Raw genomic sequence first — 19,668 nt, 5'->3', positions numbered from 1 at the left:
ATGGCCATTCCATCGACCGCCGCACCCATCGCCGAAGCTGCTGCGCCGCGCGCACAGGCACGCCCTCCCTCGCGCATCGCCACCGTCATCCGGGTGACGAGCGGGAACTTCATCGAAATGTACGATTTTTTCCTGTTCGGCTTTTACGCGACGTATATCGCCAAGGCCTTCTTCCCCGCCACCAGCGAATATGCGGCCCTGATGATGACGTTCGCCACCTTCGGCGCGGGGTTTTTCATGCGGCCGCTGGGCGCCATCATCCTCGGCAGCTATATCGACCGCATCGGCCGCCGCAAGGGCCTGGTGCTGACCCTGGCCATCATGGCGTCCGGCACGGCGCTGATCGCCTTCGTGCCCGGCTACGCGACCATCGGTTTGCTGGCGCCCCTCCTCGTGCTGATCGGACGCCTGCTGCAAGGCTTCTCCGCCGGCGTGGAACTGGGCGGCGTGTCGGTCTACCTGTCCGAGATGGCGACACCCGGCAACAAGGGCTATTACGTCAGTTGGCAATCGGCCAGCCAGCAGGTCGCCATCATCTTTTCCGCCGCGCTCGGCTACTGTCTCAACGAAACCTTGAGCAAGGAATTCATCGCGGACTGGGGCTGGCGCATTCCGTTCTTCATCGGTTGCTCCATCATTCCGGTGGTGTTCTACATCCGCCGTTCGCTGCAGGAGACCGAGGCCTATCTGACGCGCAAGTCGCATCCGACGTTCCGCCAGATGCTCAAGACCATCAGCCTCAACTGGCCGCTGGTCGTCAGCGGCGCGATGCTGATCGTGCTGACGACGGTGGCGTTCTATCTGATCACCGTCTACACGCCGACCTTCGGCAAGAGCGTGCTCAAACTGAGCACCGAAGACAGCCTGCTCGTCACCTTGTGCATCGGCCTGTCGAACTTCCTCTGGCTGCCCGTCATGGGGGCGCTGTCCGACCGCATCGGGCGCTGGCCCATCATGGCCGCGTGCGCGGCGCTGACGATGCTGACCGCGTACCCGGCCCTGTCCTGGCTGGTCGCCCATCCCAGTTTCGACCACATGCTGATGGTGGAATTGTGGCTGTCCTTCCTGTACGGCAGCTACAACGGCGCCACCATCGTCGCGCTGACGGAAATCATCCCGGCCAGCGTCAGGACCACGGGCTTTTCGCTGGCCTACAGCCTGGCGACCGCGCTGTTCGGCGGCCTGACGCCGCTGGTGTCGACCCTGCTGATCGAGAGCACCGGCGACAAGGCGGCGCCAGGCTACTGGATGGCGGGCGCCGGCGCCATCAGCCTGCTGGCGACGTGGCTGATCTATCGCGGCATCGTCAAGGAGCGCCATCCAGCCTGACCCGGGCCCGTCTCAGGGCCAGGCTGGCCGGCGCATGTGGAACAGGCTGGCCGGTCCGATCTCGAAATAATCGGCCGGACCGCCGCCGCGCAGTATCGGCGCGGCGGCGGCCGTGTCATACACGCCATCGGTCAACAGATGGCGCGCGATGTGCACGCCCACCACCTCCCCCAGCACCAGCCAGCTGCCGACACCGTCGCCATGGGCGCCTTGCAGTTCGATGATCTGCGTGCGCCGGCATTCGAAGGACACGGGACTTTCGGCCACGCGCGGCACCTGCACGATGCGCGAGGCGGCCGGCGTCAGGCCGGCCAGCGCGAATTCGTCGACCTCGGGCGGCGCGGGCGCGCAGCTGGCGTTCATCGCCTCGGCCAGCGGACGGGTCGCCAGGTTCCACACGAATTCCCCCGTCTGTTCGATATTGCGCAAGGTATCCTTGCGGCCGATGCTGGAAAAGCCGATCAGCGGCGGATGGTAATTGAAGGCGTTGAAAAAGCTGTACGGCGCCAGATTGAGCACGCCCTCGCCGCTGCGCGAGGCGATCCAGCCGATGGGCCGCGGCCCCACGATGGCGTTGAAGGGATCATGCGGCAGGCCATGGCCCTGCGCAGGTTCATAAAAGTGAATGGAGTCAAGCACGCGCGTTCCTGAAGTCAAAGGAAGTCAAAGGCGCCCGGAATGGAACGCCTGGAACGACAGCTTACTGGAATTGCCGCCACCGCGTTGCCGGCCTGCCTGCCGGGTGCGCTCGCGCACGCAGCGCGACAATTGTATGGCGCACGGCCCTTGGCCTCGCTTATGATGGGGCAACTCAACCCTTATCATTGCGCTATCGCCCATGCCTACCCTCACGCTGCACCAGAAAGTGTTCCTGCTCCTCTTGAGCATCGTCACCATCGGCTTCGGCTGGATACTGGCGCCGTATGCGGGCGCCATCTTCTGGGGCGTCATCCTGGCGATCCTGTTCGCGCCCGTCTACCGCTGGCTGCTGCGCAAAACCCGGGGCCGCGCCGGCCTGGCGTCGCTGCTGACCTTGCTGCTGATCATCGTCATCGTCATCCTGCCGCTGTCGCTCATTTCCGTCTCGCTCGTCAACCAGGCGGCCAGCGTCGTGGAAATGGTGCGTTCGGGCGAAATCACGGTCGCCATGTTCTTCAATAAAATCATGGCCGTGCTGCCGCAATGGCTGATCAACCTGCTCGACCGCTTCAACCTGACCAGCCTGGCCAGCCTGCAGGACAAGCTGGCCGAGGGCGCCACGCAGGTAAGCCAGGTGGTGGCCGTCAAAGCCATCAATGTGGGCCTGTACACCTTTGAATTCCTCACCAGCCTGTGCATCATGCTGTACCTGCTGTTTTTCCTCATGCGCGATGGCTCGACCCTGTCGGCCCGCATCAAGAACGCCGTGCCGCTGAGCCGCAAGTACAAGCAGCGCCTGTTCACCAATTTCACCACGGTGATCCGCGCCACGGTGAAGGGCAACATCCTCGTGGCGATCGCCCAGGGCGCCCTCGGGGGCCTGGCGTTCTGGTTCCTCGACGTGCCGGCGCCCCTGCTGTGGGCCGTGCTGATGGCCTTTTTGTCGCTGCTGCCGGCCGTCGGCGCGGCCCTCATCTGGGCGCCCGTGGCCGTCTACTTCCTGGCCACGGGCGCCATCTGGCAAGGCGCAGGCCTGGCCGCCTTCGGCGTCTTCGTCATCGGCCTGGTCGACAACGTGCTGCGCCCCATCCTGGTCGGCAAGGACACCAAGATGCCCGACTACGTGGTGCTGCTGTCGACCGTGGGCGGCATGGCCCTGTTTGGCCTGAACGGCTTTGTCATCGGCCCCGTCGTGGCGGCCCTGTTCATCGCCTCGTGGGACCTGTTCGTCTCGGCCAGCGAATTCCAGGCCGCGGATTAAGGCCTGGCACTGGGGTAGCGGGCAATGCCACGCCCGACATCAGCATGCTCCGGACCGCTTGCATTGATCCGGTCATTGCACTATCGTTGCAGCACGCGCGTGTTGCCAACCTTGCACAGGAGATCCTACCGTGTCGCTGATCCTCTACGGCCATCCCTTTTCCTCGTACACGCAGAAGGTGCTCATCGCCCTGTACGAAAACGCCATTGCGTTCGAATTCCGCTGCCTGGCGCCGGATATGCCCGAACACCTGCAGCAGTGGCTGGCGCGCTGGCCGTTGCGCAAGTTTCCGCTGCTGGTCGATGGCGAGCGCAACGTCGCCGAGACCAGCATCATCATCGAATACCTGCAACTGGCCCATCCCGGTCCGCTGCGCCTGCTGCCGCACGACGCCATGCAGGCGCTGGACGTGCGTTTTCTCGACCGCTATTTCGACCTGCACGTCATGACGCCCGTGCAGCATGCGGTCGGCGCCGCCCTCACGGGCGACCCGGCGAAGACCGAGGAAGGCCGAACGTTTGCGGCGGAAAAGCTGGAGCTCGCCTACGCCTGGCTGGAAAGCCACCTGGCCGGCAAGACGTGGGCGACGGGCGAAAACTTTACCCTGGCCGACTGCGCCGCCGCTCCCTCGCTGTTCTATGCGGACTGGACGCAGCCGATTCCCGCCACCTTGCCCCTGCTGCGCGCCTACCGCGCGCGCCTGCTGGCCCGTCCCTCGTTCGCCCGCGCGGTGGAGGAAGCCCGCCCGTACCGCCACCTCTTTCCCCTGGGTGCGCCGCAGCGCGATTGACCCTGTTCAGGCAAACACGGGGCGGAAAAAACTGCGCTCATAGCTGACGATGCAGCGCGTCTCCTCGGCATAGCGGAAGGCGGCCTGGCATTCGGCGTCCTGCATCGAATCACTGCGGTACTGCTCGTACAAGGCCAGGCTGGGAAACGAGAACATCGCCAGGGCCACGTTGCTGGCGCCTTCCGATGGCAAAAAGTAGCCGTGATGCTGGCCGCCGAAGCGCTCGACCAGCGGTATCCACAGCTTGCCGTAGGCTTCGAATTCCCGCAATTTATACGGGTCGATGATGTAACGCAAATAACAGGTGATCATGCGGTTTCCTTGTGAATGTTCAACTCCATCAGCATGCCGGATTCCCAGGAGCCGATGGCGGCCAGTGGCGCGCCAGGCAAAAAATCCAGCGCGCAGGGATACGTAAAATCTTTCTGCGCCAGGACGTTCAAGCCGGGCCAGCCGTAGAACAGCAGCTTGCCCTTGCCGATGCGTCCCAGCGCGCTGCCGTCGGGCAGCCAGCGCAAGGCGTCGCCCGTGCCGCCGCCCGCTTCCACCGGCACCGTGGCCAGCAAGCGGCCATCGGCCAGCGCATATACCGACAGGAATTCCTCGCCGCCCGCGTGATGCAGCACGGCCAGACACTCCCCGTCCGGCGATGGCGCGCACGACTTCAGTCCTGGCAGCGACAGCACCATGCGCCCGCCGCCCGCTTGCAGGGGCCAGTCCCATACGCTGCAGTAGTCAGGCGGCTGCGCCTGCCCTTCGTCCACCGATTTGACGCCGTGCAGGACCAGCAAGCGCCGCCCGCCATTGATGGCGCAGATGCCGCGCAGCATCTCGCCCGGGTGCTTCTGCATGAAAAGCAGCTCGCCCGTCTGCGCGTCGCGCACCCGCAGGCGGCCATCCCAGCCGCCGTCGGCAAGATAGCGGCCGCACGGCGACCACGCGGGGCCGCACCCTTCGCCATCCTTCTTGTTCTGGAAATTGAACAGCAATTGCCCGGCCGTGGCATCGACCACGGCCAGCTGGCCCGTCGTGCTCTTGATGGCCAGGCGGCTGCCGTCAGGCGAGAAGGCCATGCCCGACATGTGCGCGATGAACTTGCCGCGCCACAGTTTGCTCCGCTTCGCCACGTCCCACAGGACCAGGTCGCGTCCCAGCACGGCCAGGCGCGTGCCGTCGGGCGAAAACCGCACGCCGTAGCTGCGGCCCAGCTTCAGGGGTTTCAGCCTTGCCGTCATGGGCGCGGCAGGCGGTACACGACGCAATCGAGGTCGTAATGGCGTTCCATGCCCACGTACTGCATGCCCAGGCGCGTCATGACCTTGATCGAGGCGGCGTTGTCGGGGTGCGCCACGGCCACCACTTCCGGTGCGCCGACGACGTCGAAGGCATGCGCGACGATGGCGACGGCCGCTTCGCTGGCGTAGCCCTGGCCCCAGCCGGTGCGCGCCAGGCGCCAGCCGATTTCATGCGGCTTGTTGATGTCGCCATCGAGATGCTGCAGGCAGGCCATGCCCACCATCTCGCCATCGTCGAGGCGGATCAGCGCCCACCACGAATAGCCCCACTCGGCCCAGCGGCCCGTGATGCGGGCGATGGCCGCGCGCGTCACCTCTTCCGTCTCGGGCTGGCCCGCGTTCAGGTAGGTCATCACCTCGGGATCGGTATTGAGCGTGCGCATGCGCTCGTAGTGGTTCTCGGTGATCGGCTCCAGGCGCAGGCGCGCCGTCGTCAGTATGGTCATCGCATTTCCTTGGACGAAAAAAAAGACGATACACGATCGTCTTTTTTTTGCAAGCGCGCACGCAATTACTTGCCTGCTTCGCCTTTCTTGATCCACGCGGCCAGCTGGTGCGGACGCAGGCCGTCGTAGTCTTCGAACGGCTGGTGGATCCACGGATTGTGCGGCAGTTCGTCGAGGAAGTAGTCGGGACGAACGACGGAGCAGCCCTTGAGCCAGATCACGGCCGATTTGACTTCGGTCACGCCCGGGAAGTTGTCTTTCAGGTGACGCGTGACTTTATCCAGCGTGACGCCCGAGTCGGCCAGGTCGTCGACCAGCAGGATGCGGCCGGCCAGCGGGCCCTTGGTCATGGTCATGTACTTGGCGATATCCAGGTCGCCCTGGGTGGTGCCCTTGTCTTCGCGGTAGGAGCTGGTCGACAGGATGGCCAGCGGCAAATCAAAGATGCGCGAGAAGACGTCGCCGGGACGCACGCCGCCGCGCGCCAGGCACAATACCTGGTCGAATTTCCAGCCCGATTCGTAGACTTTGAGCGCCAGGCGCTCGATCAGGCGGTGGTATTCTTCCCAGTTGACCCAGAGATGTTGATCGTTCGATTGAGGGGTAGTCATGATAGTGGAATCTTATTATTAGCGTGATTAAAAAAATCCGCCTTGCGGCGGATTGTGTCCAGCAGCTTACTCGAATGGGTGGCGCAGCACGATCGTTTCTTCACGATCCGGACCGGTCGACACCATGTCCACCGGTACGCCGACCAGTTCTTCGATGCGCTTGATGTAAGCGCGCGCCGTGGCCGGCAGGGCCGCCAGCGATTTCGCGCCGACCGTGCTTTCCGTCCAGCCCGGCATCTCTTCGTACACGGGTACGCAACGCGCCGCTTCTTCAGCGCCCGACGGGAAGATATCCGTGGCTACGCCGTCGATGGTGTAGCCGGTGCACAGTTTCAAGGTTTCGATACCGTCCAGCACGTCCAGCTTGGTCAGGCACATGCCCGTCACGCCGTTGATCTGCACGGAGCGGCGCAGCAAGGCGGCGTCGAACCAGCCGCAGCGGCGGGCACGGCCCGTCACGGTGCCGAATTCATGGCCGACTTGCGCCAGGTGGTGGCCGACGCCCGCATCCGTTGGCAGTTCCGAAGGGAACGGACCGGAACCGACGCGCGTCGTGTAAGCCTTGGTGATGCCCATGATGTAGTGCAGCATGCCCGGGCCCACGCCCGAACCGGCGGCGGCATTGCCGGCCACGCAGTTCGACGAGGTGACGAACGGGTAGGTGCCGTGGTCGACGTCGAGCAGGGAACCCTGCGCGCCTTCGAACAGCAGGTTCGCGCCGGCCTTGTGCGCCTTGTACAGCGCGCTCGACACGTCGGTGACCATCGGGCGCAGACGCGGCACATAGGCCAGCGCGTCGTCGAGGGTCTTCTGATAGTCGACTTTCGGTGCCTTCAGGTAGTGCTCCAGCACGAAGTTGTGGTAATCGAGGTTTTCGGCCAGCTTTTCGGCAAAGCGCTTCTCGTTCAGCAGGTCGGCGATACGGATCGCGCGGCGCGCCACCTTGTCTTCGTAGGCCGGGCCGATGCCCTTGCCGGTGGTGCCGATCTTCGCGTCGCCACGCTTGGCTTCACGCGCCAGGTCGATCGCGGTGTGGTAAGGCAGGATCACAGGGGCCGCGTCCGACACTTTCAGGCGCGAGGCGACTTCGACGCCGACGGCTTCGAGCTTGTCGATTTCGCGCAGCACGTCCGGCACGGAAACGACCACGCCGTTACCGATGTAGCAGGCGACGCCTGGACGCATGATGCCCGACGGGATCAGCTGCAGCGCGGTTTTCACGCCGCCGATGACCAGCGTGTGGCCTGCATTGTGGCCGCCCTGGAAGCGCACCACACCCTGGGCGTGATCGGTCAACCAATCGACGATCTTGCCTTTACCTTCATCGCCCCATTGGGTGCCGATGACAACAACGTTCTTTGCCATAATTTTCTTTGACATCACTCAACCTAAGTTTTTAAGAATCCAGCTACTACCATTATCGGCAAGTACCAGCACGCGATCGCACTCGAACTCGTCTTGTTCATTACTGTGACCCGGCATACTCTGGATCACGACCTCGCCCGCCTTGCGCAACTCGGCGATTTTTTCCTTCAATTCTGGCGCGCTGCCCCACGGCGCGCGGATCGAATGCTTGCGTTCCGCGGTCGGCAACAGGCGCGCCAGTTCGCGCAAATCGAGCGAGAAGCCGGTCGCGGGACGTGCCCGGCCGAACGCTTCGCCGACGTGGTCATAACGGCCGCCGCGCGCAACCGCGTTCGGCAAGCCTGGTACATACAGCGCAAACATCGCGCCGCTTTCATATTGGTAGCCGCGCAGGTCGGCCAGGTCGATCGCCACTTCGGCGCGGCCCAGCGCAGATCCTGCGAGCGCGGCCAGTTCGGCCAGCGCCTTGAGCACACCCGGCAGCGGCGGCAGCACTTCGCGCGCACGCGCCAGCACGTCGATGTCGCCGTACAGGTTCGGCAAGGCCAGCAGCGCATCGCGCGTGACGGCATCGTAGGAGGCGGTCAGCGTGCGCAGGCCCGGCGCGTCTTTCGCACGCAGCAAGGCGTACAGCGCCGCCTCGTCGCGCCCGGCGGCGGCATCTTGCGCAATGATAGCGCGCAACAGGCCGACGTGCGACAAATCCAGGCGGACAGAGTCGAAACCGGCCAGTGCCAGCGAGGCGAGCGCCAGTTCCTGAATCTCGGCATCCGCTTCCAGGCCCGCATGGCCATAGATTTCGGCGCCGATCTGCAGCGGCTCGCGGGTGGCGTGCAGGCCCGACGGACGGGTATGCAGCACGCTGCCGGCGTAGCACAGGCGGGTGACGGTGGCACGGTTGAGCAGATGCGCGTCGATGCGCGCCACTTGCGTCGTCATGTCGGCGCGCAGGCCGAGCATGCGGCCCGACAGCTGGTCGACCAGTTTGAACGTGCGCAGGTCGGTATCCTTGCCAGCGCCGGTCATCAGCGATTCCAGATACTCGAGCAGCGGCGGCATCACCAGTTCATATCCGTACAGACGGAAATTATCCAGCATGAGGCGGCGCAGCTCTTCGATCTTGCGCGCTTCCGACGGCAGAACATCGGCAATATTTTCGGGCAAAAGCCAATTCGGCATGAGGGAGCGAGATACGGAAGAAAGTTGAAAAAATGCATCATGCGAGGCAGCGGCGGGCGCGCCAGGCAAGAGGCCGAACCTGATATTTTACGCGAAAACACGGGCCTTTAGGGATAAGTTGTCCGAAACGCTGGCGCACAGCCCTAAAAACACCGCATTTTACGCCTTCCCGCAACAGCAGGGCAGGCACAAAAAAACGGGGCCGGCATTCACGCCGGCCCCGCTGCTGCCGCCCTGCCCTTGCGGGCCGGGACGGTCTGGATGCTGCCTTACTTCTTGGCCGGACCGGCCGTGCCGTTGCCCTTGAAGTACTTGAAGAATTCCGAGCTCGGATCGACCACCATCACGTCGCCCTTGTCCTTGAACGTGGCGCGGTAGGCTTCCAGGCTGCGGTAGAACTTGTAGAACTCCGGATTCTTGCCAAACGCTTCCGCGTAGATCTGCGATGCCTTGGCGTCGCCCTCGCCGCGGATTTTCTCGGCTTCGCGATACGCTTCGGCCAGGATCACCGTGCGCTGCTTGTCGGCGTCGGCGCGGATTTTCTCGGAGTCGGCCGAACCGGTCGAACGCAGTTCATTCGCCACGCGCACGCGCTCGGACTTCATGCGCTCGTACACGGAGTTGTTGATCTGCTCGACGTAGTCGACGCGTTTCAGGCGCACGTCGACGATGCCCACGCCGATGGCCTCGGCCTCGGCCGCCACCTTGGCCTTGATCGCCTGCATCACCTTGCCGCGCTCGCCCGAGATCACTTCGCGCACGGTGCGCTTGGTGATTTCGTCGTTCAGGGCCGCCTTGACGATTTGCGACATGCGGTTGCGGGCGCGGCTTTCATCGCCGCCGAAGCTGCGGAAATAGGTCTTCGGATTGACGATGCGCCACTTCACGTACGCGTCGACGAGGATGTTCTTCTTCTCGGCCGTGATGAAGCGTTCCGGCTCCGGCGTGTCCAGCGTCAGGATGCGCTTGTCCAGGTAGATGACGTTCTGGAACGGCGGCGGCAGCTTGAAGTACAAGCCTGGCTTGCTGATCTCGTCCTTGACTTCACCGAGGGCGAAGACGATGGCATACTTGCGCGCGTCGACCACAAACACGGTCGAAGACAAGAGCATGATCGCGATAAAGCCCGCGATCAGGGCGGCAACGATACGGTTCATTAGCGGCTCTCCCGTTCACGCGAAGAGCGGCTGTCGCGACGCGAATTGACTTCTACTGTCTGCATGGCTTCCTGTGGCATTACGGTATTGGCTGCGGGTGCGGCCGCTGCGGCGCGCGCTGCCGCGGCCGAGGCGTCCGACGCCGCCTGCTGGGCGATCAACTTGTCGAGCGGCAGGTACAGCAGATTGCTGCCCGTCTTCGCGTCAACCATGACCTTGCTGGCACTGCTGAACACTTGCTGCATCGTTTCCAGGTACATGCGGTCGCGCGTGACGGCCGGCGCCTTCTGGTATTCGACCAGCACCTGTTTGAAGCGCGAGGCATTACCTTCGGAATTCTCGGTCACCATGGCCCGGTAGGCCTCGGCTTCCTGCACCAGGCGGAATGCCGCGCCGCGCGCTTTTGGAATGACGTCATTGGCGTAGGCCTGGCCTTCATTCTTCTGACGCTCACGGTCCTGGCCGGCCTTGACGGCATCGTCGAACGCTGCCTGCACCTGCTCGGGCGGCTGCACGGCCTGCATCGTCACGTTGTTAATCAACACGCCAGCCTTGTAACCTTCAAGAATCTGCTGCATCAATTTCTGCGTGTCGAAGGCCACTTTTTCGCGGCCTTCATACAGCACGAAGTCCATCTTGCTGCGGCCGACCACTTCGCGGATGGCCGTCTCGGCGACCTGGCGCAAGGTGTCTTCCTGGTCGCGCAGGCTAAACAGCCATTCCACGGGGTCTTTCAGCGTGTACTGCACCGCGAACTGGATGTCGATGATGTTTTCATCGTCCGTCAGCATCAGCGACTCGCCCGTCTGCTTGTTGCGCAGCGACTGGCGGTAACCCACTTCCACCGTGCGCACCTGCGACACGTTGACGGTTTCATCGGTCTGGAACGGATACGGCCAGCGCCAGTTGAAACCGGCCGGCGCCGTGCGCGTGTATTGGCCAAACGTCAGCACCACGCCGCTCTGGCCCTCTTGCACGATGAAGGCGCCGCTGGCGAGCCAGATGAAGACGGCGATCACGCCGACCACGCCGGCGGTGATGCCGGCGCCCTTCATGTCGGGACGCGGGCCACCGCCACCGCTGTTATTGCCGCCATTGTCCGGACGGTTCTTCTGTCCGAAAAAGGCATTCAGGCGCTGATTGAAATCGCGCCACAACTGATCGAGGTCCGGCGGACCTTCGCCTGGCTTTTTGCCTTCTTGGGCTTTCTTGCCGTCGTCCTTGCGATTGCCCCAGCGGGGATCGTTCAGGGACAACTTCAAGCCTGTTTTTTTGAGTAGGGAGACAAGCATAACTATCGTGTTCCGACTTGGGAGTGGGTGGAAATCCTATCGTCCTCGCCAGGCTCTTCGTCCTGGTCCGGGGCGGCGCCATCGTGCTGGTCGTACTGACCGTCAAACTGATCTTCCTGCGGTACTGCGTCGTTCTGATACAGGTGGGCCGAACGGGGCGCCTTCCTGGCCATTTCGACGATCGCGTCGCGCAACAGGTCGAGCCCGCTGCCCTTCTGCGCACTGACGAACACGCGACTGATCGTAGCATATTCGTCGCGCTCCACCGATGGCTCCAGCCCGGCCGCATCGATCTTGTTCCACACGAGGATTTGCGGAATATGATCGGCGCCGATCTCTTTCAAGACCAGGTTGACCTGCTCGATCTGCTCCATGCGCACCGGCGACGCGGCGTCGACGACGTGCAGCAGCAGATCGGCATGGATGGTTTCTTCGAGCGTGGCGCGGAAGGCGGCCACCAGCTGGTGCGGCAATTCGCGCACGAAGCCGACCGTGTCGGAAATCACCACGTTACCCACTTCCTGGCCCAGGTAAACCCGGCGCGAGGTGGTGTCGAGGGTGGCGAACAACTGGTCGGCGACATACACGCCGGCCTTGGTCACGGCATTGAACAGCGTCGACTTGCCGGCATTGGTATAGCCGACCAGGGACACCGAGAATGTGTGATTGCGGCCGCGCGCGCGGCGCTGCGTTTCGCGCTGCTTGTGCAGTTTTTCCAGGCGCGCGCGCAAGGCCTTGACGCGCTCGCCGATCAGCCGGCGGTCGGTCTCGAGCTGCGTCTCGCCGGGACCGCGCAAGCCGATACCGCCCTTTTGCCGTTCCAGGTGGGTCCAGCCGCGGATCAGGCGCGTGGCCAGATGCTGCAGCTGGGCCAGCTCGACTTGCAGCTTGCCCTCGTGGCTCTTGGCGCGCTGCGCGAAGATATCGAGGATCAGGCTGGTACGGTCGAGCACGCGCACCTGCAGGCGCTTTTCCAGATTGCGCTGCTGGGCGGGCGAGAGGGCATGGTTGAAGATGACGATTTCCAGGCCATCGTTGACGACGACGTCGCCAATTTCGTCGGCCTTGCCGCTGCCGACGAAATACGCCGAATCGGGGCTGGAACGCTTGGCCGTGATGGTGGAAATCGGGTCCGCGCCAGCCGAACGCGACAACAGCATGAGTTCCTCCATGCTGGCGGCGAAGTCGCTGTGACCGAAGTCAACCCCGACTAGTGCCGCGCGCATGATGGCATCTGATGAGTTGCGGCGAACGCCGACGCCGATGCAAACGCATCAGCGCCGCTGGCGCGGACGGGGGCGATGGAGGGTGAAAGGCGCTGGGCCGTCAAGCTCAACGCTTTACTCCGCTTCAGATTCAATATTGAGATTGACGGCACGGGCCGGCACCACTGTCGAGATGGCATGCTTGTACACCATCTGTGTCACCGTATTGCGCAGCAATACGACATATTGATCGAACGATTCGATATGGCCCTGCAATTTAATGCCATTGACCAAGTAGATCGAGACAGGAACATGCTCTTTGCGTAATGCATTGAGGAATGGGTCTTGTAACAGTTGCCCTTTGTTGCTCATAACAGCTCCGTTGTTTATGTTGTTGTGTAAGAATTGGAGGCGACTCGCTTGATTTCAAGTGCTCTCACACCTTTCAAAGAAAGAAAGATGCATCATAGCTACTGTAACCTGTTTTCGCGATCGCTGTCGCGCATGGCGCATTAACACTTTATTATTTCCATGCACAAGCCATTGAATTGGCCGCCGGCGCCGCATTATCTCCGCGGCGCCTTAATATGCACTTAATCCCGCTGTTAACTCATTACTTGCTTGGCGTGCGTGCAAACGGGTTTTTACCCGTCCGCAATTCGATGCGCAGCGGCGTGCCGACCAGGGCAAACGTATCGCGGAAATGTTTTTCCAGATAACGCTTGTACGGATCGCCCACGGCGTCGAGCGCATTGCCGTGAATAACGATCACAGGCGGGTTCATGCCGCCCTGGTGGGCATAGCGCAGCTTCGGACGAATCGAGCCCTTGCGGCGCGGTTCCTGCTTCTCCACGGCCTCGATCAGGGCGCGCGTCAGCTTCGGCGTCGACAGGTCGCACATGGCGGCCGCGTACGCGGCGTTGAGCGACTTCATCAATGGACCGATGTTGGTACCCTTCAGCGCCGAAATGAAATGCATCTGCGCGAACGACAGGAAATCGAGCTTGCGGTCGATATCGATCTTGATTTCATCGCGCTGGTGCGATTGCAAGCCATCCCATTTATTCACGGCCACGACCAGCGCGCGGCCCGATTCCAGGATGAAGCCGGCGATATGCGCGTCCTGCTCCGAAATATCCTGCTGCGCGTCGAGCATCAGCACCACCACGTTGGCTTCGGAAATCGACTGCAGGGTTTTCACCACCGAGAATTTCTCGATCGCTTCAAACACCTTGCCGCGGCGGCGGATACCGGCCGTGTCGATCAAGGTGTATTGCTGGCCATCGCGTTCGAACGGGATTTCGATCGAATCGCGCGTCGTGCCCGGCATGTCGAAGGCGATCACGCGCTCTTCGCCCAGCAGGGTGTTGATCAGGGTCGACTTGCCCACGTTCGGACGGCCGACGAGGGCGATCTTGATGCCGCGGTCGGTCTTTTCCAGCTCTTCAGGCTCATCCGGACGCTGCGCGAACGCCAGGTCCAGCATCACTTCGACGAGGTCGTTGACGCCGTCGCCGTGCGCCGACGAGATCGCATACGGATCGCCCATGCCCAATTCATAGAATTCGGACACGACGGCCGTGTAGCGCATGCCTTCGCTTTTGTTGACCACCAACAAGACCGGGCGACCGCTCTTGCGCAGGAAGTCGACGATGGTCTTGTCATGCGGAGTCAGGCCTTGACGGCCGTCCACGATGAACACCACCACGTCGGCCTCGGCCACGGCCTGCTTGGTCTGCAGTGCCATCTGGTGCATGATGCCTTCCTTGGCGACGGGTTCGAAACCACCCGTATCGATGACCAGGAAGGGACGTTCGCCGACACGGCCTTCGCCATAGTGACGATCGCGCGTCAACCCAGGCAAATCCGCCACCAGCGCATCGCGCGAGCGGGTCAGACGATTGAATAAAGTCGATTTCCCAACATTGGGTCGACCTACTAGTGCAATTACCGGCTTCATTGTATTACTCGACCGCGAGAGCGGTCACTGTCCCTGATTGGGTTTGAAAAATCAAATTCGAACCGGCAACGACGGGAGCCGAAACAATCGGGCTACCGTCGGTGCTGACACGACCTATTAATGCGCCATCTTCCCGTGACAGGAAGTGGATATAACCTTGATAGTCGCCGACGGCGACGCTGCGGCCGTAGGAGGCCGGCGTCGACAGGCGGCGGCGCGCCAGCGCCTCGTTCTTCCAGGCGCTCTGGCCGGCTTCGCGGCTGAACGCCACCACGGCGCCCTGGTCATCGGCAACGAACACGAAACGCTGGTCGACGGCCACGCCCACATCGGACGAGATCGGCTTGGTCCAGCGCGGCACGCCCGTGGCGGCGTCGAAGCAGCCCGCCTTGCCCTGATACGTGACGGCGCACACTTCGCCTTCGAACACCACCGGCGTGCCGGCGATGTCGGAGACGCGCTCCAGTTCGGTAGCGCCGCGCGGTTCGCTGACGACGATCTCCCAGCGTACCACACCGGTCGCCGCCGTCAGAGCCAGCAGCTTGCCGCCCGGCTGGGCCACATAGATGTTCGCGCCGCCCAGCACCATGCCCGGCGCATTGCGCAAGGTCAAGGCCGGCGTGGCGCGCTGCACCGTCCACTTGCGTTCGCCCGTCTTGGCGTCGAAGCCGACGATGCGGTTGTCCACGCTGCGCACCACGACCACGCCCTGCCCCACGACGGGCGCCGTCAATACTTCGCTGGACGCCTGCGCCTTCCACAGCTGCTTGCCATCGGCGTCAAACGCCAGCACGGCGCCCTTGGCGGCGCCCACGGCGACGACCGTGCCATCGCTGCCGGCGCCCGAGGTGATGTCGCTGCCGGCCTTGACGCGCCACGTTTCACGGCCGCTGGCCGCATCCAGGCGCGCCAGCGCGCCATCGGCGCTGACCACGTACAGGCTGCTGCCGGCCAGCGCAGGCGCAAACGCATACACGCCGGCCTTGCCGATCGAATACTTCCAGGCGTCGCGCACGGCAATGCTCGATTTTAACTCGACCAGCTTGGCCGGCTCGACTTTCGGATCTTTCGAGGCGAACGGGTTCCAGGACGAGCAACCGGCCATCAGGGCCAACAGACTTGCAGCTACCAGCTTTTCAGTGACACGCATAAGTGTTATCCAACCTTTTTCTTGTACTTGTAAGGGCAAGGCAGGCGGCGCGCAACGCCGCGCGGCCGCACCACCATCAGTGTTCCTGTCAGGCGGCGGCCTTGTCAGCCTTGGCCTTGTCTTCCGGTACCGTGCCACCGATCGCTTCCAGTTTGACCTGGATCAGTTGACGGCCTGGATTGTTCTTGTCCGTCGCGGCGATCGCGGCCAGGTAGGCCGTGCGGGCATCGGCCAGCTTGTTTTGCGCCACCAGGATGTCGCCCTTGCGGTCGGCCACCGCGCCGGCAAATTGCGCCACGGTGGCCGTCGCCAGCACCTTCAGCGCTTCATCGTAGGCTTTTTCGTCCAGCAGGACGCCGGCCAGGCGCAGCTTGGCGATGGCCTTGTACTCTTCCGTGCCGTGCTCGGCCACCCATTGCAGCTGGGTCTTGGCCGTTTTCAGGTCGTTCGCGTCGAACGCCACCTTGGCCGCGGCCAGGGCGCTCATCTGTGCATATGCCGTCCCGCTGAAACGCGATTGCATGTCGCTGGTCGCGCGCATCACCTTGGCCGTGTCCTTGGCGGCGATGGCGTTCTGCAGTTCGTCGTACAGCTGGCCCGCTTGCGCGGCCTGCGTGCGCTGGTAGTACTGCCAGCCAGCCCAGCCGCTGTAACCGGCCAGCGCCACGATCAGGACCCAGGAGGTCAGATTGCCATTGCGCTGCCACCAGGCCTTGAGGGTTGCCAGTTGTTCTTGTTCTTCGTGATCGTATGCCATGGGTCGTCAGTTTGAATGAGTAGTTGATCGAGGGTAGTACGGTCTTGCTTCAAATCAGTGGTGGTGATGCACGTGGCCGCCAGGACCGTGGTCGTGGCCGCAATCGTGGTCGCCGATGATCTGGTCCACCACGTAATCGACGACATCGTCGAACGGCACCGTGCTCTGCTGCGCACCCGCATCGGCTTCGCGCATGGCTTTCACCGTCGCGACATGGTTGGCGATTTCATCGTCGCCCAGGATCACGGCAAACGCCGCGCCGCTGGCATCGGCCTTTTTCATTTGCGTCTTGAAACTGCCGCCGCCGTTGCTCGCTGCGCAATGTAGCACAACGTCGAGGCCCGCATCGCGAATCCTCTCGGCCAGCACGAAGGCTTGCAAGCCCGCCTGCTCGCCCTGATGCACCAGGTAGACGTCGCATTGCGCCGGCGCTTCCGGCTCGGCCGCATCCTTCATCAGCAGCACCAGGCGTTCGACGCCCATGCCGAAGCCGACGGCGGGCGTCGATTTGCCACCGAACATTTCCACCATGCCGTCATAGCGGCCGCCCGCGCACACCGTGCCTTGCGCGCCCAGCTTGTCGCTGACCCACTCGAACACCGTGCGGTTGTAGTAATCGAGGCCGCGCACCAGGCGTGGATTGATGGTGAACGGAATATTGTTGTGGTTCAGAATCTTCTGCACGCCGTGGAAGTGGGCCAGCGATTCCTCGCCCAGGTAGTCGAGCAGCTTCGGCGCGCCATTGACCAGGTCCTGCATGGCAGGGTTCTTGGTGTCGAGGATGCGCAGCGGATTGCTGTGCAGGCGGCGCTTGGCTTCTTCGTCGAGCAGCTCGCTGTGGCTTTCCAGGTAGGCGATCAGGTCGGCGCGGTGGCGCAGGCGCTCTTGCGCGTCGCCGATCGAGTTCAGTTCCAGGCGGATGCCTTCCAGGCCCAGGTCATCCCACAGGCGGCGCGACAGCATGATGATCTCGGCGTCGATATCGGGGCCCGTAAAACCGATGGCTTCCACGCCGAACTGGTGGAACTGGCGGTAGCGGCCCTTTTGCGGGCGCTCGTGGCGGAACATCTGGCCCTTGTACCACAGGCGTTTCGGACCTTCGTAGACGAGGTTGTGCTCGACCACGGCGCGCACCACGCCGGCCGTGCCTTCAGGGCGCAGGGTCAGATTGTCGCCGTTCATCGAATCGGTGAACGAATACATTTCCTTTTCCACGATATCGGTGACGGCGCCGATAGCGCGCGCGAACAATTTCGTCTCTTCCACGATCGGCGTGCGGATTTGCTGGAAACCGTAGCTTTGCAGCACGGATTGCGCCGTGTTTTCAAACAACTCCCACAGCGGGGCGTCGGCCGGCAGGATATCGTTCATGCCTTTGACGGCGGTGATTTTATCGAGCTTTTTATTTTCGGACATAGTGTTCTTCTTTTCTGTTCTTTGCTTGTTGCTGTATCTAAGTTGTCGGATTACGCGCGTGGCGCTAATCCGACCTACCCGACCTACGCCGTTGCCGTGGCTGCGGCGCCGTAATGGCTTTTCACATAATTGAGGACGATGTCCTGGAATTCCTCGACGATGCGTTCGCCGCGCAGGGTGACGACTTTTTCGCCGTCGACAAACACGGGGGCGGCTGGCGACTCGCCCGTGCCGGGCAGGCTGATGCCGATGTTCGCATGCTTCGACTCGCCGGGACCGTTGACGATGCAACCCATGACGGCCACGTTCATCGCTTCCACGCCCGGATACGCTTTCTTCCACTCCGGCATCTGCTCGCGCAGATACGTCTGGATGTTGTCGGCCAGCTCCTGGAAGGTGGTCGACGTCGTGCGCCCGCAGCCGGGGCAGGCGATGACCATGGGCGCGAACTTGCGCAAGCCCATGGTTTGCAGGATTTCCTGGCCGACGATCACTTCGCGCGTGCGGTCGCCGCCCGGCTCGGGCGTGAGCGAAATGCGGATGGTGTCGCCGATGCCCTCTTGCAGCAGCACGGCCAGGGCCGCCGTCGAAGCGACGATGCCCTTGCTGCCCATGCCCGCTTCCGTCAGGCCCAGGTGCAGCGGATAGTCGCAGCGCTGCGCCAGTTCGCGGTACACGGCGATCAAATCCTGCACGCCCGACACTTTGCACGACAGAATGATCTTGTCGCGCCCCAGGCCCAGCTCTTCGGCGCGCACGGCGTTTTCAATCGCCGACGTCACCAGCGCCTCGTACATGACGGCTTGCGCCGGCCATGGCTCGGCGCGGCCCGCGTTTTCATCCATGATGCGTGCCAGCAAGGCCTGATCCAGGCTGCCCCAGTTCACGCCGATGCGCACCGGCTTGTCGTAGCGGCATGCCGCCTCGATCATTTGCGCAAATTGCGTATCGCGCTTGGCGCCCTTGCCCACGTTGCCCGGATTGATGCGGTACTTCGACAGCGCGCGCGCGCAATCGGGGTAGTCGTTGAGCAGCGTATGGCCGTTATAGTGGAAATCGCCCACCAGCGGCACATCGATGTCCATCTTGTCGAGCTGCTCGCGGATGTAGGGCACGGCCGCGGCCGCTTCCGGCCGGTCCACCGTCAGGCGCACCAGTTCCGAACCGGCACGCGCCAGTTCCTTGATCTGGATCGCCGTGCCGATGGCGTCGGCCGTATCCGTGTTCGTCATCGACTGCACCACCACGGGGGCGTCGCCGCCCACCCAGATCTGGCGCTGGCCGTGCGCGATCAGCACCTTGCGGCTGTCGCGCCGGCCGGACGGGCCGGAGCCGATCGCTGTTTTCGAGGTAGCCATAATATTATCTTCTGAGTTTGCTTGAACGATTACTGCACTTATTTGATGCTGACACGGGAAATCGTGCCGCCGGCAACGGTCGGCAGATCCAGCTTGGCGCCGCGCAAAGTTGCTTGCACGACACCGGGCTTGCCCACCACCAGGGTGGCCGGTCCCGTGATATCGAACGTTTCCGTGCTGCCCGCCTTGACCATGCGCGAAATCAGCGGCGAACTGCCAGGGCGGCGGATCTCGACCCAGGAATCCTGCTCCACCTTCAGCACCAGCGCATTTGCGCCCACGGCGGGGGCCGCGGCGGCAGCGGGCGGCGTGACGGCAGCCGTCGTCGCTGCCGCCGGAGCTGGAACGGCGGCTGGCGGCACTGCGGCGGCGGCCGGCGCCGAAGCGGCGGCAGCGGCAGGGGCGCCCGTCTGCGTATCGTTGCCTGGCGGCGGCGGCACGGAAATCAGGGGCACGGG

General features: G+C 63.2%; 20 protein-coding genes. 3 read left to right on the top strand and 17 right to left on the bottom strand.

From position 1 onward, the window contains the following. Positions 1-1,329, top strand: a complete 1,329-nt coding sequence (locus CBW66_RS01805; RefSeq protein ID WP_086136352.1) for an MFS transporter — start codon at positions 1-3, stop codon at positions 1,327-1,329. Positions 1,330-1,341: 12 nt separating this feature from the next. On the opposite strand, the gene CBW66_RS01800 is transcribed toward CBW66_RS01805, so the two are convergent. After that, positions 1,342-1,968 carry a flavin reductase family protein gene (locus CBW66_RS01800; RefSeq protein WP_086136351.1) on the bottom strand — a complete coding sequence of 209 codons (627 nt, stop codon included), beginning with the start codon at positions 1,966-1,968 and terminating at the stop codon, positions 1,342-1,344. A 199-nt stretch (positions 1,969-2,167) separates the two neighbouring features. Here CBW66_RS01800 and CBW66_RS01795 point away from each other — a divergent pair, with 199 nt between their 5' ends. Together CBW66_RS01795 and CBW66_RS01790 are read left to right on the top strand one after the other, a co-directional pair. Next, a complete protein-coding gene (locus CBW66_RS01795; protein ID WP_086136350.1) occupies positions 2,168-3,229 on the top strand; it encodes an AI-2E family transporter in 1,062 nt (353 codons plus the stop codon). A gap of 130 nt (positions 3,230-3,359) precedes the next feature. Beyond that, positions 3,360-4,019 (top strand): glutathione S-transferase family protein, encoded by a 660-nt coding sequence (locus tag CBW66_RS01790; protein ID WP_086136349.1) that lies wholly within the window; start codon positions 3,360-3,362, stop codon positions 4,017-4,019. A 6-nt stretch (positions 4,020-4,025) separates the two neighbouring features. Here CBW66_RS01790 and CBW66_RS01785 read toward each other — a convergent pair whose 3' ends face one another. The 16 genes from CBW66_RS01785 to CBW66_RS01710 all read right to left on the bottom strand — a co-directional run. After that, a complete protein-coding gene (locus CBW66_RS01785; RefSeq protein WP_034752016.1) occupies positions 4,026-4,331 on the bottom strand; it encodes an NIPSNAP family protein in 306 nt (101 codons plus the stop codon). Further along, positions 4,328-5,254 carry a WD40 repeat domain-containing protein gene (locus CBW66_RS01780; protein WP_086136348.1) on the bottom strand — a complete coding sequence of 309 codons (927 nt, stop codon included), beginning with the start codon at positions 5,252-5,254 and terminating at the stop codon, positions 4,328-4,330. Before CBW66_RS01780 ends, CBW66_RS01785 begins: the two co-directional genes overlap by 4 nt. Then, a complete protein-coding gene (locus CBW66_RS01775) occupies positions 5,251-5,760 on the bottom strand; it encodes a GNAT family N-acetyltransferase (RefSeq protein ID WP_086136347.1) in 510 nt (169 codons plus the stop codon). Before CBW66_RS01775 ends, CBW66_RS01780 begins: the two co-directional genes overlap by 4 nt. 65 nt (positions 5,761-5,825) lie before the next feature. Further along, complete coding sequence (locus tag CBW66_RS01770; protein WP_086136346.1) at positions 5,826-6,371, bottom strand: phosphoribosyltransferase; 546 nt, start codon at positions 6,369-6,371, stop codon at positions 5,826-5,828. Positions 6,372-6,437: 66 nt separating this feature from the next. Next, on the bottom strand, positions 6,438-7,751 hold the full coding sequence (locus CBW66_RS01765; RefSeq protein WP_086136345.1) for an adenylosuccinate synthase: 1,314 nt from the start codon (positions 7,749-7,751) through the stop codon (positions 6,438-6,440). A 3-nt stretch (positions 7,752-7,754) separates the two neighbouring features. Further along, positions 7,755-8,915, bottom strand: a complete 1,161-nt coding sequence (locus CBW66_RS01760) for an ATP phosphoribosyltransferase regulatory subunit (protein WP_086136344.1) — start codon at positions 8,913-8,915, stop codon at positions 7,755-7,757. Positions 8,916-9,184: 269 nt separating this feature from the next. After that, entirely contained in the window at positions 9,185-10,072 is an 888-nt protein-coding gene (gene hflC / locus CBW66_RS01755; RefSeq protein ID WP_086136343.1) for a protease modulator HflC, read from the bottom strand. Beyond that, positions 10,072-11,364 carry an FtsH protease activity modulator HflK gene (gene hflK / locus CBW66_RS01750; protein ID WP_086136342.1) on the bottom strand — a complete coding sequence of 431 codons (1,293 nt, stop codon included), beginning with the start codon at positions 11,362-11,364 and terminating at the stop codon, positions 10,072-10,074. The genes hflC and hflK overlap by 1 nt, the downstream gene beginning before the upstream one ends. Positions 11,365-11,366: 2 nt before the next feature. After that, positions 11,367-12,590, bottom strand: coding sequence for a GTPase HflX (gene hflX, locus CBW66_RS01745; RefSeq protein ID WP_086136341.1), 1,224 nt, complete (start codon positions 12,588-12,590; stop codon positions 11,367-11,369). Positions 12,591-12,704: 114 nt separating this feature from the next. Beyond that, entirely contained in the window at positions 12,705-12,941 is a 237-nt protein-coding gene (gene hfq / locus CBW66_RS01740) for an RNA chaperone Hfq (protein WP_008450615.1), read from the bottom strand. A gap of 241 nt (positions 12,942-13,182) precedes the next feature. After that, positions 13,183-14,529 (bottom strand): ribosome biogenesis GTPase Der, encoded by a 1,347-nt coding sequence (gene der / locus CBW66_RS01735; protein ID WP_070221915.1) that lies wholly within the window; start codon positions 14,527-14,529, stop codon positions 13,183-13,185. 4 nt (positions 14,530-14,533) lie between these two features. Continuing rightward, positions 14,534-15,679 (bottom strand): outer membrane protein assembly factor BamB, encoded by a 1,146-nt coding sequence (gene bamB / locus CBW66_RS01730; RefSeq protein WP_086136340.1) that lies wholly within the window; start codon positions 15,677-15,679, stop codon positions 14,534-14,536. Positions 15,680-15,767: 88 nt separating this feature from the next. Then, positions 15,768-16,436 carry a tetratricopeptide repeat protein gene (locus CBW66_RS01725; protein ID WP_070221913.1) on the bottom strand — a complete coding sequence of 223 codons (669 nt, stop codon included), beginning with the start codon at positions 16,434-16,436 and terminating at the stop codon, positions 15,768-15,770. A gap of 54 nt (positions 16,437-16,490) precedes the next feature. Next, complete coding sequence (hisS, locus tag CBW66_RS01720) at positions 16,491-17,852, bottom strand: histidine--tRNA ligase (RefSeq protein WP_086136339.1); 1,362 nt, start codon at positions 17,850-17,852, stop codon at positions 16,491-16,493. An 83-nt stretch (positions 17,853-17,935) separates the two neighbouring features. Further along, a complete protein-coding gene (gene ispG, locus CBW66_RS01715) occupies positions 17,936-19,210 on the bottom strand; it encodes a flavodoxin-dependent (E)-4-hydroxy-3-methylbut-2-enyl-diphosphate synthase (protein ID WP_086136338.1) in 1,275 nt (424 codons plus the stop codon). 38 nt (positions 19,211-19,248) lie between these two features. Then, positions 19,249-19,668 (bottom strand): RodZ domain-containing protein (locus CBW66_RS01710; protein ID WP_139843040.1); only part of this gene is annotated, 420 nt, incomplete at its 5' end.

Source organism: Janthinobacterium sp. GW456P (assembly GCF_002127655.1).
Classification (GTDB): Bacteria; Pseudomonadota; Gammaproteobacteria; order Burkholderiales; family Burkholderiaceae_D; genus Janthinobacterium.
The sequence above is the reverse complement of the archived record's forward strand: the minus strand, read 5'-3'. Positions and strand labels throughout refer to the sequence as shown.